The following is a 14080-nucleotide window of genomic DNA, read 5'->3' as shown; positions in this document are numbered from 1 at the left end:
CAGTGATCGAGCGCCCCCGGCGTGGCCGCACAAGCCGCCAAGCACGTACGCGCCACGTCGGGGGCCATCCCCTCAGCCACTCGCAACGGTCAAGGAGACCCCGTCATCGTGCCTCACCCTGTCCTCACACCGCAGGACGCCCGGCAGATGGCCAAGATCATCGACCGGGCGGACTTCGACCGCTGGGCCGCCCGCGCACGCGCCACCGGTGGCTGCTCCCAACCCGTCTACCTCACCGGCACCGTGGAACACGTCCACACCGGTACCGGAGAACTGCTGCACCGCTACACCACCGACCGCGAACCCGACGGCGCGCTCCCGGTGGCGTGCAAGACCCGGCGGGCCTCCCGCTGCCCCGCCTGCGCCGAGACCTACCGCGCCGACACCTACCAACTCATCCGCGCGGGCCTGGCCGGTGGGAAAGGCATCCCCGACAGCGTCTCCGGTCACCCGGCCGCCTTCGTCACCCTCACCGCGCCCTCGTTCGGTCCCGTCCACGCCCGACGAGTCCGCAACGGCGGGCGAGTCGAGCGCTGCCACCCTCGGCGGGACGCCCAGCCGTGCCCGCATGGCGTGGTGCCCTCCTGCGCCGTCCGGCACGGCCAGGACGACCCCCGGCTCGGGGAACCGCTGTGCCCCGACTGCTACGACTACGCCGGGTCGGTGCTGTTCAACGCGCTGGCTCCGGAACTGTGGCGGCGCTTCACGCTGGCCCTGCGGCGCTACCTCGCCAAGTCGGCCGGACTGACGCACAAACAGTTCCGCGAAACCCTGGCCGTCTCGTTCGCCAAAGTGGCCGAATACCAGCGGCGCGGCGTCGTCCACTTCCACGCGGTCATCCGATTCGACGGACCAGACGGACCAGCCACGTCCCCGCCCAACTGGGCCACCGTCCACCTCCTGGACGCCGCAGCCCGGCACGCTGCGGGCGCGGTCTCAGTCAGCACCCCGGCCGCTCCCGGCATGCCCACGCGGTCGCTGTCGTGGGGCGCTCAAGTGGACGTACGAGCCATCACGGCCTCCGGCGCGCTCACCCAACAGGCCGTCGCGGGCTACATCGCCAAATACGCCACCAAGGCCGCCGAATGCGTCGGCACCCTCGACCGGCGGCTTCGCCCCACCGACGACCTGGCCACGCTCCCGCTCACACCGCACGCTCGGCGGCTCATCGGCGAATGCCTGCGCCTGGGTGGCCTGGACGAGTTCGCGGACCTGCGGCTCGTCCAGTGGGCTCACATGCTCGGGTTCCGCGGCCACTTCTCGACCAAGTCCCGCCGCTACTCCACCACCCTCGGCGCACTACGCGCCGCCCGCATCGCCTACGTCCGCGAGCAGTTCCCCGGCTGGCAGCCACCCGACGACCAAGACCCGGAACTGGTCCTCGCTATCGGCGAATGGCGCTTCCACAGCCAGGGCCTCACACGCGGCGAAGCACTCGTCACCGCCGCAATCACCGGAAGACCCATGCCACCCGCTGATCCGTCCGCCGAACCCGCAAGGAGTGCCGCGTGACCAAGCTCCTGCTCACTGTCCCGGAGGCAGCCAAAGCACTAGCCATCTCCCGAAGCAAGCTCTACGAACTCCTCGCCTCCGGCGCCATCCGCTCTATCCGCATCGACGGTTCACGCCGCGTCCCTGTCGACGCCCTCACCGACTACATCAACACCCTCATGGAAGAGGCCGCAGCCTGATGACCAAGACCGCCCTGGCCAACCCTGACGAGCCGCGCAAGCCCAGCAAGAAGAACCCGCCAAAGCTGCGCGACGGCGTCATGAAGCGCGGCAACACCTGGTCCTACGTCATCCGCGTCACCGACCCGGAAACCGGCACCTCAAAGCCCAAGTGGGTCGGCGGATTCCCTGACGAAGACGCAGCCAAAGAAGCCCGCGACGAAGCGCGCGTCAAGGCCCGGCGCGGCGAGTACATCGACCGCAACACCATCACCGTGGGCGAGTACCTCGACCAGTGGATCGAATCGCACGCCGTTGAGATCCGGCCGCGCACGCTCGCCAGCTACCGCACCATGATCCGGCTCTACATCAAGCCGCACATCGGCGGCCTGCGACTCCAAGGAGTACGCCCGGCCCGAATCACGAAGCTCTACCGCGACCTTCTGACCGGCGGCGGCGAGGACGGTAAGGCGCTGGGCATCTCGACCGTCACCCGGACGCACGCGATTCTTCGCAAGGCGTTCGGTGACGCCGTCCTGGTCGACGAACTCATACCGTCCAACCCGGTCGAGCGGGCCAAGCGGCCAAAGGCGGCACTCAACGAACCCGGCTCGGTGTGGACGACTGCGCAGCTCAGCACGTTCCTGGCGGCCGTGCGTCGACACCGTCTGTTCGCCTTCTACCACCTGGCCGCCTACACGGGCGCACGCCGCGGGGAACTGCTCAACCTGCGATGGTCGAGCATCAACCTGGAGGCGAACCAGATCACGATCAGCGGCTCCACGGGCGTCGTCGACGGTGAGCGCATCGAGGGGGCAACCAAGAGCGGACGGTCCCGAGTCGTGAGCATCGATGACGAGACCGTGACCGTTCTCCAGGAACACAGCAAGGCGCAAGCCGCGGACAAGCTTCTCGTCGGCGAGAAATGGCGCGGCGCGAAAGACGGCTACGTGTTCGCGACGGCCTGGGGCGATCCGATCCATCCCGACTCGGTCGGCTGGCTCATGACCAAGACCATTCGCGCCTACAACACACCCAAGGAAGGCCCCCGTCCCGCCGAACCGCTCCCCCACGCCAGGGTTCACGACCTCCGCCACATCCACGCGACCACGCTGCTCCTGGCGGGCGTCCCCGTCCATGTCGTTGCCGCTCGGCTCGGGCACGCTGACCCGGCCATCACTCTCCGCGTCTACGCGCACGTGATCCGGTCGGCCGAGGTGCTCGCGGCGGACGTGTTCGCGCGGGTCATGAACCAAGCGGCGTAGACGTCGCTGTTAGCAAGCCTGTTAGCAAAAAGGCCCATTCCGTGATCGGAAGGGGCCTTTGACGTGGAGCCGCCTATCGGAATCGAACCGATGACCTATTCATTACGAGTGAATCGCTCTGCCGACTGAGCTAAGGCGGCGCGCCGTGCGGACACGGCTGAGGGAAGTCTACCGGGTCCGCGGGGGTGAGTGCGCACCGGTTGTTCAGCGGCAGGTGGTGCCGTCCTTGGGAGGGTCCGCGTCCAGGAGGTACTTGTTGGTGGCTTCGGTGATGCACCGGTTTCCCTGCAGGTAGGCGGTGTGGCCGTCGCCGTCGAAGGTGAGGAGGACGCCGCTGGAGAGTTGGCCGGCGAGGTTCTGAGCCCACTTGTAGGGGGTGGCGGGGTCGCGGATGGTTCCGATGACGACGATGGGAGCGGCGCCCTTAGCGGTGATGGGCTTCGGCTCCTGTTTGGGCTGGACGGGCCAGTAGACGCACGGTAGACCGCCCCAGACGACGAAGGAGCCGAAGCGGGGGGCGACCTTCTGGGCTTCGGTGGCCGACTTGCCGTAGGTGGTGATGTCCGGTGGGTTGGGCTTGTCGACGCAGTTGATGGCCATGTTGGCGTCGGTCTGGTTGCTGTAGCTGCCATCGGACTTGCGTTCGACCATCTCGTCCGCGAGGGCCAGAAGCATGGTGCCGTCGGATTCCTGGGTGGCCTTGGTGAGGGCCTGGCGTAGGACGGGCCAGTACTCCTTGACGTAGAGGGCCCTCGCTATGCCCATGACGGCGAGGGATTCGGTGACCTTTCGTGAGTCTCGGGTGTTCTTGAGGGGTGTCTTGTCCGTCTTGGCGAGGAGGGACGAGACCGTGGCCAGGACGGCGTCGACGGTGTCACCGAATCGGCAGAAGCCTGCCTTGACGCAGTCTTGGGCGAAGGCGCGGAGGGCGGTCTCAAAGCCCTTGGCTTGTTCGACCAGCATCTCGGTTGAGGACAGTGTGGGGTCGACCGCTCCGTCCAGGACGAGGGCGCGGACGTTCCTAGGGAACTGCTCGGCGTAGTACGCCCCGAGGTAGGTGCCGTAGGAGGCGCCGTAGTAGGTGAGTTTCGTGTCGCCCAGGGCGGCGCGTAGGACGTCCATGTCGCGGGCGGCGTTGACCGTGCCCACGTGAGGGAGTTCGGCAGCGGCCCTTGCCTTGCAGTTGTCGGCGAACTCCTTGCCTTCGCCTGCGAGCGCTTGCGTCTCGGTGCGGTTGTCCGGGGACACGTCGGTGGCGAAGAACCTGTCGAGCTGCGGGCCGGTGTTGCAGCGGACGGGGTCGCTTGCGGCGACACCACGCGGGTCGAAGCCGACGATGTCGAAGCGGTGGCGGAGGTCGTTCCCGAAGGCTCGCGCGGCCTGACGGACGAAGCCGACGCCTGTACCACCGGGGCCGCCGGGGTTGGTGAGCAGCGAGCCGATCCGGTTGGACTTGTCCTCGGCCGGGAGTCTGATGACGGAGAGGCCGATCTTCTCGCCGGTCGGTTTGGCGTAGTCCAAGGGGACTTGGACGGTGGCGCACTCGAAACCGCTACCGCAGCTCTTCCAGGACGGTTTCTGTGCGTAGAACGACCCGAGCCCCGTGGGGACACTCGCCGGGGTCGCGGTCTCGTCCGCTTCGCCGTCGTTGCATCCGGTGACGGTCACCAGAGCGAGCATGGTCGTCGCACCAATCAACTTGGCTGCCCGCACCTGGACCCCGTCTCGTCGTAGCGGAACGTGTGCTGCCGCCTACGCTAAGTCGGCATGGCGGCAGAGACTACTTCCTTCCGTACTTGTGTTCAATGCCGTCGAGCAGCCAGTTGAGGCCCTGCTCGAAGTCGTCCTGGATGACGATGCCCCTGTCGAAGAGCGGCTTGAGGTGGGGGAACTCGCCGGTTTCCATGAGGATGCGGACGTACTCCTGCTCTACCAGGCTGGTCTGCGCGCGCTGCATACCGTCCATCCCGGCTTCGCGGACGTGCTGTTCCCGAAGGGTGTACCCCAGCATGTAGTAGTCGACCGTTGTGATGATGGCGAGCATGCTCTCCGGATCGTCGGCGAGCCGGGAGGCGGCCGCGAGGGACTGCTCCGCGTGGCGCAGGCCGTTCGGCCCTACGCGGGGCGCGAGACGGCTCAACTCGAACATCCATGGATGCCTGAGACCGACCTCGCGTTCCCTGCGCGTTATCCGGAGCATCGCCTCGCGCCAGTCGTCCGGCAGTTCGCCTTCGAGGAGAACCTCTTCGGCGACCTGGTCGTACATGAGGTCGAGAATGTCCTGCTTGGCCGCGATGTGGGTGTAAAGGCTCATCGCGCGGACGCCCAACTCGCTCGCGATGCGCCGGATCGACACGGCCTCCAGACCCTCGGCGTCGGCGATGTTGATCGCTGTTTCGATGATCGCCTCGCGCGTCAGCTTCGGGCGACGACCCCCGCGCGGACGCGTCCACACATCGCCTGACCTCGAAACATCTGCCATATCAGAGATCGTAACCGATACGGCGTATGGATACGGTGTACGGATCCCGCGATACGGTGTACGGTGAGACCGATACGCTGTACGGACGAGAGGCTGCCGGATGACCGCCACCGAAGACAAAGCCCCGGCGACCAAGGAGAACATCGACCCCCACCTGCGCAATCTCGCGATCGTCGTGCTGCTCGGCGCGATCATGACCGTCCTCGACAGCACGATCGTGAACGTCGCGGTGACGGCGCTGGGCAAGGATTTCGACACTTCGCTGTCGACCATCCAGTGGGTGGTGACCGGCTACACGCTCGCGCTGTCGATGGCGATCCCGATGACCGGCTGGTCGGTTCAGCGGTTCGGCACCCGGACGATGTGGATGTTCTCGCTCCTGCTGTTCATCACCGGGTCCCTGCTGTGCGGGCTCGCATGGTCACTGCCCTCGCTGGTCGCGTTCCGCGTGTTGCAGGGCCTCGGCGGCGGGATGCTGATGCCCGTCGGGCAGATGATGCTCGTCCGGGAGGCCGGGCCGGGCCGCATGGGACGGGTGATGAGCATCGTCTCGGTGCCCGCGATGCTCGGGCCGGTGCTGGGGCCGCTGCTCGGCGGCGTGATCGTCGACAACCTGAGCTGGCGGTGGATGTTCTTCGTCAACATCCCGTTCTGTGCCGTCGCGCTGCTCGCCGCCCTGCGGATGCTGCCGCGCGACACCGAACGCAGCAAGGACGCCCGGCTGGACGTCCTCGGGATGCTCCTGCTGTCCCCCGGCCTGGCGGCCCTGGTGTACGGGCTGTCCGAGGCGGGGAACGGGGCGAGCCTGTCCGGCGCGCGATTCCTCTGCAGCGTCGTCGGCGGGGGGCTTCTGGTGGTCGCGTTCTTCGTGCACGCGGTACGCAGCGGCGACCGCGCGCTCATCGATCTGCGCCGCGTCAGCACCCGCGCCTTTGCCGGCGCCACGGGCGGATTCTTCCTCTACAGCGGGGCGATCTTCGGCGTGATGATCCTGATCCCGCTGTTCGCCGGAATCGTCCGCGGGGAGTCGGCCCTGGACGCGGGCTGGCTGCTGGCCCCGCTCGGGCTCGGCGCGATGATCACGATGGTGGTGTCGGGACGGCTGGCCGACAAGTTCGGCGGACGCTGGTTCGCGATCGGCGGCGTCCTGCTCGTCCTCGTCGGCACCATGGGGCTCACCACGCTCGACCCCGACACCGGAAGCAAGATGATCATGGCGTCCGTGCTCCTCATCGGACTCGGCCACGGCTTGATCGCTCCCTGCCTGATGGCCCTGTGCTATCAGGGGCTGCCGCGGGAGGCCGTGCCCGCCGCGACGACGGGGGCGAACATCCTGGTGCGGGTGGGCAGCTCGCTGGGCACCGCGGTGGCGGCGATCATCCTGCAGATCGCGATCCGCGGCGAGATCCCGGGCGCGTCCGGGAACCTGGCCGAGGCCGCCGCACAGCACACCACCGAGACGCCGACGCTGCTGACCAACGCCTTCACCGAGACGTTCTGGTGGGTGGCGGGCCTCATCGTCCTCTCCCTCCTCCCGATCTTCGCCATCCCCCGCAGGCCGAAGGAGGTTCCGGTTACGTCCTCCTGATCTGACAGCGGGCACGCGACTACGAATGGAGCGGAGATGGCGCAGAACCCGGCACACCAGCGACTTGCCGAGGCGCGTGCACCCTGATGGCGGCGAATTGGTCGGTGAGGTTTGACGGACTGGATCTCGCTGATTGCCGACGGTTCACGCTGTACGAGGGCGCGGAGTCGAAATAGGGCGAGCGCCGGAACGGTTGCGGTGGCATGAGCACATCGCGGAAGACCAGTGTTCGGATCGAGGAGAGCGGTAAGCGTGTCCGCGCTTATCTCGGCGGTCACCTGGTGGCCGACACCGTTAGGCCGGTGCTCGTCTGGGAGATTCCCTACTACCCGGCGTACTACGTTCCGGCCGAGGATGTGCGGGCCGAACTCGTCGAGGACGGACCGGGCAAGCATTCGCCGAGCCGCGGTGACGCCACTGCCTACACCGTGAAGGTGGACGGCACGGAGAGGCCGGGCGCCGCGCTTCGGTACACCGACTCGCCCATCGAGGAGCTCCGCGGGCTGGTCCGCCTGGAGTGGGACGCGATGGACGCCTGGTTCGAGGAGGACGAGGAGGTCTTCGTCCACCCACGTGACCCCTACACGCGAGTGGACGTGTTGGCTGCTTCGCGGAACGTCCGGGTTGAGGTGGACGGGGTGACGGTCGCGGAGTCGTCCAGCCCGCGGCTGCTGTTCGAGACGGGGCTCCCCGTCCGCTATTACCTGCCGAAGACGCACGTTCGGATGGATCTGCTCGAACACACCGACACGGTGACGCGCTGCCCGTACAAGGGCACCGCTGAGTATTGGTCGGTGCGCGCTGGCGGCAAGCTCCACGAGGATCTGGCGTGGTCGTACCCGACTCCGCTGGACGAGAGCCGCAAGGTGGCCGGGCTGGTCTGCTTCTACAGCGAGAAGGTCGACATTTTCGTCGACGGAGTCCTGCAATCGCGTCCGACCAGTCCGTTCGCCTAAGCCCCGCTCGCCGCGAACCCGCCAACTCCATCGCGGATTGCCTTACTCACTGACTTGGACGGGTCCGAACGCGAAAAGGGCGAACGTGGAAAGGGGACGGCGTCGCGTAAGGGCGGGCCCACGTAAGGACAGGCCCCGTAAGGGCGGGGTCGCGCAAGAACGAGGACGCGCAAGAACGAGGACGCGCAAGAACGAGGACACGCAAGAACGGGCTCGCGCAAGGACAGGGTCGCGGAAGGACGGGCCCGCGCAAGGACAGGCCCGCGCAAGAACGGGCACGTGGAAGGACGAGGGCGCGCAAGGACGGGCTCACGTAAGGGCGGGGTCGCGCAGAGGACGAGGGCGCGCAGAGGACGAGGGCGCGCAAGGAATGGCGCCGCCGACCCGGCGGCGGACGGCAGGCGGGCGAGGGGGCGACGGCGTCCCGGTGCGTAGCCGTCTGGGCGTTGCGGGACGGTGATCGGTCGATTGTGTTTCGTGCTGCCTCCTGGCTCCCCTGGTCTCTTTCCCCGCCTTCTGAATTGATCGTCATCAATTGACCGGCATCCGGCAGCCAGGTGCTCTGCTCACCGATGGGTGGGGAGTGCCCGCAGGCCGGGGGAGGGTCTGGGGCTCTCCAGACGCGCGTCGCTGGCGTGGTCGTTCGGCCGACTGTTCTGCTCATTGCTGGTCGGTAAGCATCTGGGATCGGGGCGGGCATGGCCGGTGGTCCTCCGGAACGTGCGCCGTTGGCGATAAGGGTCCGGCCGAGGCTCGGCCTACCCAATTCGAGGAGCGCCCGTGGACGGAGCGCCCGTGGACGGAGCGCCCGTGGACGGAGCGCCCGTGGACGGAGCGCCCGTGGACGGAGCGTCCGGGACGGGGGCCCGGGACGGGGGCCCGGGGACGGGGGCCCGGGGACGGGGGAAGGGGGCTGACTGATCTGTGGAACGTGCGTCGGTGGGGGTGGTCGTTCGGCTGGGTGTTCGGCTCGTCGGCGGGCGGTGGGTGGGTTTGGTTGGTGGCGTTGCGGGGGTTGGTTGTCGAGGGTCTAGACGCGGTCGGTTGGAGGGCTGCTCGGGGGTGGGTGGGAGGGTGATCGTTTTGTGGAGGAGGTCGTTCGGGCGGGAGGTGAGGTGTTGGTGGCGGGGGCGTTGGGGAAAAGGGGTCTTTGCGGTGTTGTGATGCCGGTCGCTTTTGGCGTTCGGGGGTTGAGCGGGTTCCTACGCTTCCGTAAGTTACGCAAACGTAGGTTGGGCTCCATCCGGGAGGCATCGTGGGTGCGGCATCGCGGCGTGCGGGGCGGTTCGGCGGCGGGTCGCGGCGGGTCGCGGCGGTCGCGCGGCGGCTCACCACGCCGCTCCTGCCGGAGGACTATCTCGGGCTGGTCAACCCGCTGTGGTCGGCGGACGAGTTGCGCGGACGGGTCGAAGCCGTCCGGCACGAGGCGCCCGGCGCGGCCACGCTGGTGATCAAGCCGGGGCGGGCCTGGCGAGGGCATCGGCCGGGGCAGTGGGTCAAGGTCGGCGTGGACGTCGGCGGCGTGCGGCACTGGCGGACGTTCTCGCTGTCGTCCCCGCCGCGCCGGGACGGGCGCATCACGATCACGGTCAAGGCGGCGCCGGACGGGAGGGTCTCCGCGCATCTCGTCCGGAATGTCCAGCCGGGGACGATCCTGCGGCTCGCGGCGGCGGAGGGCGACTTCGTGCTGCCCGAGTCCGTCCCGCGAAAGCTGCTGTTCGTGACGGCGGGCAGCGGGATCACGCCGGTCATGGCCATCCTGCGGCACCTTCGCGGGACGAAGGACGCGGTGCTCGTCCACTCCGACCGGAGGGCGGGCGATGTCATTTTCGGGTCCGAGCTGCGGGGGATGGACGGGCTGCGCCTGCATGAGCGGCACACGGAGGCGGACGGGCGGATCAAGCCGTCCGACCTGGCGCTGATCTGCCCTGACTGGGCGGAACGGGAGGCGTGGGCCTGCGGTCCCGGCGACATGCTGGACGATCTCACCGCGCACTGGCGGGCCGCGGGAGTCGAGGACAAGCTGCGCGTCGAGCGGTTCCAGACGGTCCTGGACGGCGGGGCGGGCGGCGAGGGCGGGCGCGTCCGGTTCGCCCGGAGCGGTGTCGAGGTCGACGCCGACGGCGCGACTCCGCTCCTGGTCGCCGGGGAGGAGGCCGGGGCGCTGCTGCCGAGCGGCTGCCGGATGGGCATCTGCTACTCCTGCGTCGGGCGGCTGTGCTCGGGCAAGGTCCGCGACCTGCGCACCGGCGAGGTGCACGGCGAGGAGGGCGAGATCGTGCAGACGTGCATCTCGGCCGCCGCCGGTCCTGTGGAAATCGAACTCTGAAGGAGGACGGACGGACATGACGACCACCACGGCCCATCTCACGGCCGCCGACTACGACGCCATCGCCCGCGAGCTGGACGCCCTCCGCGACGAGATCACCGCCGACCTCGGCGAGCGCGACTCCGCCTACATCCACCGGGTGATCCGCTGGCAGCGCGGGCTGGAGGCGGGCGGCCGGGCGCTGCTGATGGCGTCGTCGGTGCCGCCCGCCTGGGTCGCCGGGACGACCGCGCTGACCCTCGCGAAGGTCCTGGAGAACATGGAGATCGGGCACAACGTCATGCACGGCCAGTGGGACTGGATGCGTGACCCGAAAATCCATTCCACGACCTGGGAGTGGGACAACGTGTCCCCCGCCGCGCAGTGGAAGCACACGCACAATTTCGTCCACCACACGTTCACCAACATCCTCGGCAAGGACCGGGACATCGGCTACGGGCTGCTGCGCATCGCGCCCGAGCAGGAATGGCGCCGCATCCACCTCGCCCAGCCGATCCTGAACGTGCTGCTGGCGATGTTCTTCGAGTACGGCGTGGCGATGCACGACATGGAGGTCGAGGAGGTCCAGGACGGCACGCACGACCCTGCGGTGACGAAGGAGAAGGTCCGCGCGATCGGACGCAAGATTCGCCGCCAATGGGGCAAGGACTATCTCGCGTTCCCGCTGCTGAGCGGTCCGCAGTTCTTCTCGACGCTAGCGGCGAACTTCACCGCGAACGTCGCCAGGAACGTGTGGGCGCACACGGTCATCTTCTGCGGGCATTTCCCCGGCGACATCGAGTTGTTCGAGGAGGAGCGGCTGGAGGGCGAGACGAAGGGCGAATGGTACGTCCGGCAGCTTCTCGGCTCGGGGAACATCACGGGCGGGAGCCTGTTTCATCTGATGACCGGCAATCTCAGCCACCAGATCGAGCACCATCTGTTCCCCGACATCCCGAGCAACCGCTACGCCGAGATCGCGCCGCGCGTCCGGGCGCTGTGCGCGAAGTACGACCTTCCTTACCACACGGGGTCGCTGTCGAAGCAGGTCGCGAGCACGTGGAAGAAGATCTTCCAGTACTCGGTGCCTCCCCGGGCCGCGCGGGCACGCGGGCGTAAAGGGAAGGCGCGGCCTCAGCCGAGGGCCTGGGCGACCGGCAGGTAAAGGCGGGACGGGTCCCCGGAGACGGGCTCCCCGTATTCCATCACCGTGGTCGTGAAAGCGGGACGCAGGCCGCGCGCTTCGGCCCAGTCGACCAGTTCCGGATGGCGGTGGTCGATGTCGAGCCGGGTCAGGCCGTCCGGCGGGACGACCTCCTCGATGAGCGCGATCGCGGTTTCGGCGTCGTGGGCGATGACCGGGCCGATGACGGCCTGGTCGCCGTTCCGCCATACGCCTCCGAAACCCTTGATCCCGGGGCCGTCCCGGACGACGCGGAACGATTCGCAGAACGCCGGAAGGCCATTCAGCATCAGCGAGCGGTCGGCGCCGAAGACCTCCGCGTCCAGGGCATGGATGGCGGGCATGTCGGCGTCCTCAACCGGGACGGACACGCCGCTTCCGGCGAGGCTCCCGGCCTCTCCCGTATAGGTCGTGCAAAGGCCGACAGAGCGGAATCCGAGGCGTTCGTAGAGAGGTCGTCCATAGTCGGTGGCGGTCAGGCAGAGGCTCGCCGTCCCGGCGTTGTCCATGGCGTGGCGCATCATCCGGCCGCCGAGCCCCTGCCGTTCATGGCGTTCGGCGACGAGCACCATGCTTATGGCGGCGACGTCCTTGCCGTACGGCGTGGACACGACCGTCCCCGCGAGCTCCCCACCCACGTCGTCTACGCCGTAGACGTCGCCCACGGAGAACAGGAACCGCCATTTGCGGTCCTCGGGCCCCCAGTTACGGCCGATGGCGAGCCGCTGGCAGGCGGCCAGATCGTCGAGTCCGAGCAGCCGCACGGGCCGGTTCGACACCGGTGAGATCATGCCCGGGACGCTAGGTCACCCGCGTCCCGGCGCACAACCGAATTCAGTAGACCTCGACTCCGAAGGCGTTCAGCACATCGGTGACCGGCTTGTAGAAGGACGATCCGCCCGAAGCGCAGCCGCCCTGGCCGCCGATTCCGATGCCGAGGGCCATGTCGCCGTTGAAGTAGGGCGCACCCGGATTGTCGCCGGGTTCGGTGCAGATGGACGTCGAAGCCAATCCCGTGATCGTCCCTTCGGGCGTGTTCACGGTGATGTTGAGCGCTTTCACGGTGCCGCAGCGCCTGCCGGTGGTGGAGCCGCTGGTGCAGACCGTCTGCCCGACGGTGGCGCGGCCCGACCGGGCGATGTCCTGCGACCCTGGGAAAAGGTGGACGCTGCCCGGCCTTTCCACGTGCGGCTCGGTGTAGCGGGCGAGTCCGACGAGGCCGTTCACGGCGACGACCGTGCCGAGCTCGATGGTCAGGCCCGGGTCGGCGTAGAGGTTCAGCCCCTGCTTCGCGCAGCCGCCCGCGGTCAGGAAGGAGTAGGCGCCGCTCTTGCGCACGTTGAAGGCCAGCGTGCAGCGGACGCCGCCGGGCGCGAAGATCGCGTCACCGCCCTCGGGACCGGCCGGAGCGGGAGCGGTCCCGGACGCTGCGGACGCGGACGCTGCGGACGCGGACGCTGCGGACGCGGACGCTGCGGACGCGGCGGGGGCGAGAGTGACGAGAACGCCGGCGGCGAGCGCGGCGATAGGGAATTTCACAGGGCCTCCTGCGGGGATCAGACGCCCAGGACACGGGTTTATCCGGAAGAGTGCGGAATTCCAGCGACCCCGGCAAGGGGACGAAAGTGCCAAGATCAACCGCGCCCGTATATCAAGTTCACGACGAGGGACGCGAAAAGCCCGGTCAGCCCTCGTCCGGGTTGTACGTCGCGTCGTGCTGCCTGCGCGGCGAGCAGACCGACGCGGACGGGCAGGAGCAGCGTCCGCCGCCGTTCAGCCGGACGGTCACCGTGTCCGCCGGGACGTTCCGTCCGATCACCTGGCCCGAGCCGTTCGGCGTCTCCACGCGGGAGCCGAGCGACGGCATCCTTTCGTGCGCCTTCACGTAAAGCGGGTGCTCGTATTTCAGGCAGCACATCAGCCGCCCGCACGCCCCGGCGATCCGCAGCGGATTGACGGGCAGATCCTGGTCTTTCGCCATTCGGACGGAGACGGGCTCGAAATCCTTGAGGAAGGTGGCGCAGCAGAGGTCGCGCCCGCACGGGCCGATGCCGCCCTGGAGGCGGGCCTCGTCGCGCGGGCCGACCTGGCGCAGCTCGACCCGCGCCTTGATGCCCCGGGCGAGGTCGCGGACGAGGGCGCGGAAGTCCACCCGGTGCGGCGCCGTGAAGTAGATCTTGAAGACGTTGTCGGCGTCCAGGAAGTCGACGCCGATGACCTTCATGGGCAGGTCGTGCCTGCGGATCAGGCGCTTGGCGACGGAGCGCCCCTCGGCGCGGCGGCGGCGGTTGGCCTCGTCGCGGGCGAGGTGCTCGTCGGTGGCGGGTCCGGCGCATTCCGGCAGGTCGCCGATGTCGTCCGACACCCACTGCGGCGCCCACACGCATTCGGCGACCTCCGGCCCGGAGTCGGTGGGGACGAGCACCTTGTCGCCGACGCTCGGGCTGTGCGGACCGGGGTCGAGGTAGTAGAGCCGGCCGTAACGGGTGAAGCTCACTGCCATCACCATGCCCACGGTTTCGCTCCGTTCGCCCGGTTCCGTGCGTCCCACTTTAGGACGTCCGCGCCCGTCCCTAACCGGGGCATCCGGTCCGAAAAAAGACGATCATCAGGCGAGCATCCGCCAGC

General features: G+C 68.5%; 12 protein-coding genes and 1 tRNA gene. 7 read left to right on the top strand and 6 right to left on the bottom strand.

Annotation, left to right across the window (positions count from 1 at the left end):
• Window positions 1–108: 108 nt before the first annotated feature.
• From FXF68_RS11740 to FXF68_RS11730, 3 genes are read left to right on the top strand one after another with little or no spacing between them, the layout of a single operon-like run.
• Window positions 109–1512, top strand: coding sequence for a replication initiator (locus tag FXF68_RS11740; RefSeq protein ID WP_342787119.1), 1404 nt, complete (start codon window positions 109–111; stop codon window positions 1510–1512).
• Entirely contained in the window at window positions 1509–1691 is a 183-nt protein-coding gene (locus FXF68_RS11735) for a helix-turn-helix domain-containing protein (RefSeq protein WP_148758942.1), read from the top strand. The genes FXF68_RS11740 and FXF68_RS11735 overlap by 4 nt, the downstream gene beginning before the upstream one ends.
• A complete protein-coding gene (locus FXF68_RS11730; protein ID WP_246178632.1) occupies window positions 1691–2935 on the top strand; it encodes a tyrosine-type recombinase/integrase in 1245 nt (414 codons plus the stop codon). The genes FXF68_RS11735 and FXF68_RS11730 overlap by 1 nt, the downstream gene beginning before the upstream one ends.
• A 64-nt stretch (window positions 2936–2999) precedes the next feature.
• Here the strand turns inward: FXF68_RS11730 and FXF68_RS11725 are convergent.
• From FXF68_RS11725 to FXF68_RS11715, 3 genes are all read right to left on the bottom strand, one after another.
• A tRNA-Thr gene (locus FXF68_RS11725) sits at window positions 3000–3075 on the bottom strand.
• Window positions 3076–3139: 64 nt separating this feature from the next.
• Window positions 3140–4603 (bottom strand): alpha/beta hydrolase, encoded by a 1464-nt coding sequence (locus tag FXF68_RS11720; protein ID WP_246178631.1) that lies wholly within the window; start codon window positions 4601–4603, stop codon window positions 3140–3142.
• A gap of 112 nt (window positions 4604–4715) precedes the next feature.
• Complete coding sequence (locus FXF68_RS11715; protein WP_148758940.1) at window positions 4716–5417, bottom strand: TetR/AcrR family transcriptional regulator; 702 nt, start codon at window positions 5415–5417, stop codon at window positions 4716–4718.
• 100 nt (window positions 5418–5517) lie between these two features.
• Between FXF68_RS11715 and FXF68_RS11710 the strand changes: the two genes are divergently transcribed.
• The 4 genes from FXF68_RS11710 to FXF68_RS11695 all read left to right on the top strand — a co-directional run bounded on the left by FXF68_RS11710 (window position 5518) and on the right by FXF68_RS11695 (window position 11434).
• Entirely contained in the window at window positions 5518–7005 is a 1488-nt protein-coding gene (locus tag FXF68_RS11710; RefSeq protein WP_148758939.1) for a DHA2 family efflux MFS transporter permease subunit, read from the top strand.
• Between the two features lie 203 nt (window positions 7006–7208).
• On the top strand, window positions 7209–7961 hold the full coding sequence (locus FXF68_RS11705; RefSeq protein WP_148758938.1) for a DUF427 domain-containing protein: 753 nt from the start codon (window positions 7209–7211) through the stop codon (window positions 7959–7961).
• 1255 nt (window positions 7962–9216) lie between these two features.
• Window positions 9217–10290: a ferredoxin reductase gene (locus FXF68_RS11700; RefSeq protein WP_246178630.1), complete on the top strand. Its 1074-nt coding sequence runs from the start codon at window positions 9217–9219 to the stop codon at window positions 10288–10290.
• 16 nt (window positions 10291–10306) lie between these two features.
• Window positions 10307–11434, top strand: coding sequence for a fatty acid desaturase family protein (locus FXF68_RS11695; protein WP_148758936.1), 1128 nt, complete (start codon window positions 10307–10309; stop codon window positions 11432–11434).
• Here FXF68_RS11695 and FXF68_RS11690 read toward each other — a convergent pair.
• From FXF68_RS11690 to FXF68_RS11680, 3 genes are all read right to left on the bottom strand, one after another.
• A complete protein-coding gene (locus tag FXF68_RS11690) occupies window positions 11404–12243 on the bottom strand; it encodes a GNAT family N-acetyltransferase (protein ID WP_148758935.1) in 840 nt (279 codons plus the stop codon). The two genes, FXF68_RS11695 and FXF68_RS11690, sit on opposite strands and share 31 nt — an antisense overlap.
• 43 nt (window positions 12244–12286) lie before the next feature.
• Window positions 12287–12991: a S1 family peptidase gene (locus FXF68_RS11685; RefSeq protein WP_148758934.1), complete on the bottom strand. Its 705-nt coding sequence runs from the start codon at window positions 12989–12991 to the stop codon at window positions 12287–12289.
• Between the two features lie 145 nt (window positions 12992–13136).
• Window positions 13137–13955, bottom strand: a complete 819-nt coding sequence (locus FXF68_RS11680) for a PSP1 domain-containing protein (protein ID WP_425458596.1) — start codon at window positions 13953–13955, stop codon at window positions 13137–13139.
• Window positions 13956–14080: the final 125 nt, after the last annotated feature.

The organism is Actinomadura decatromicini (assembly GCF_008121305.1).
GTDB lineage: Bacteria > Actinomycetota > Actinomycetes > Streptosporangiales > Streptosporangiaceae > Spirillospora > Spirillospora syzygii.
This window is presented reverse-complemented; position numbering and strand designations above follow the sequence as displayed.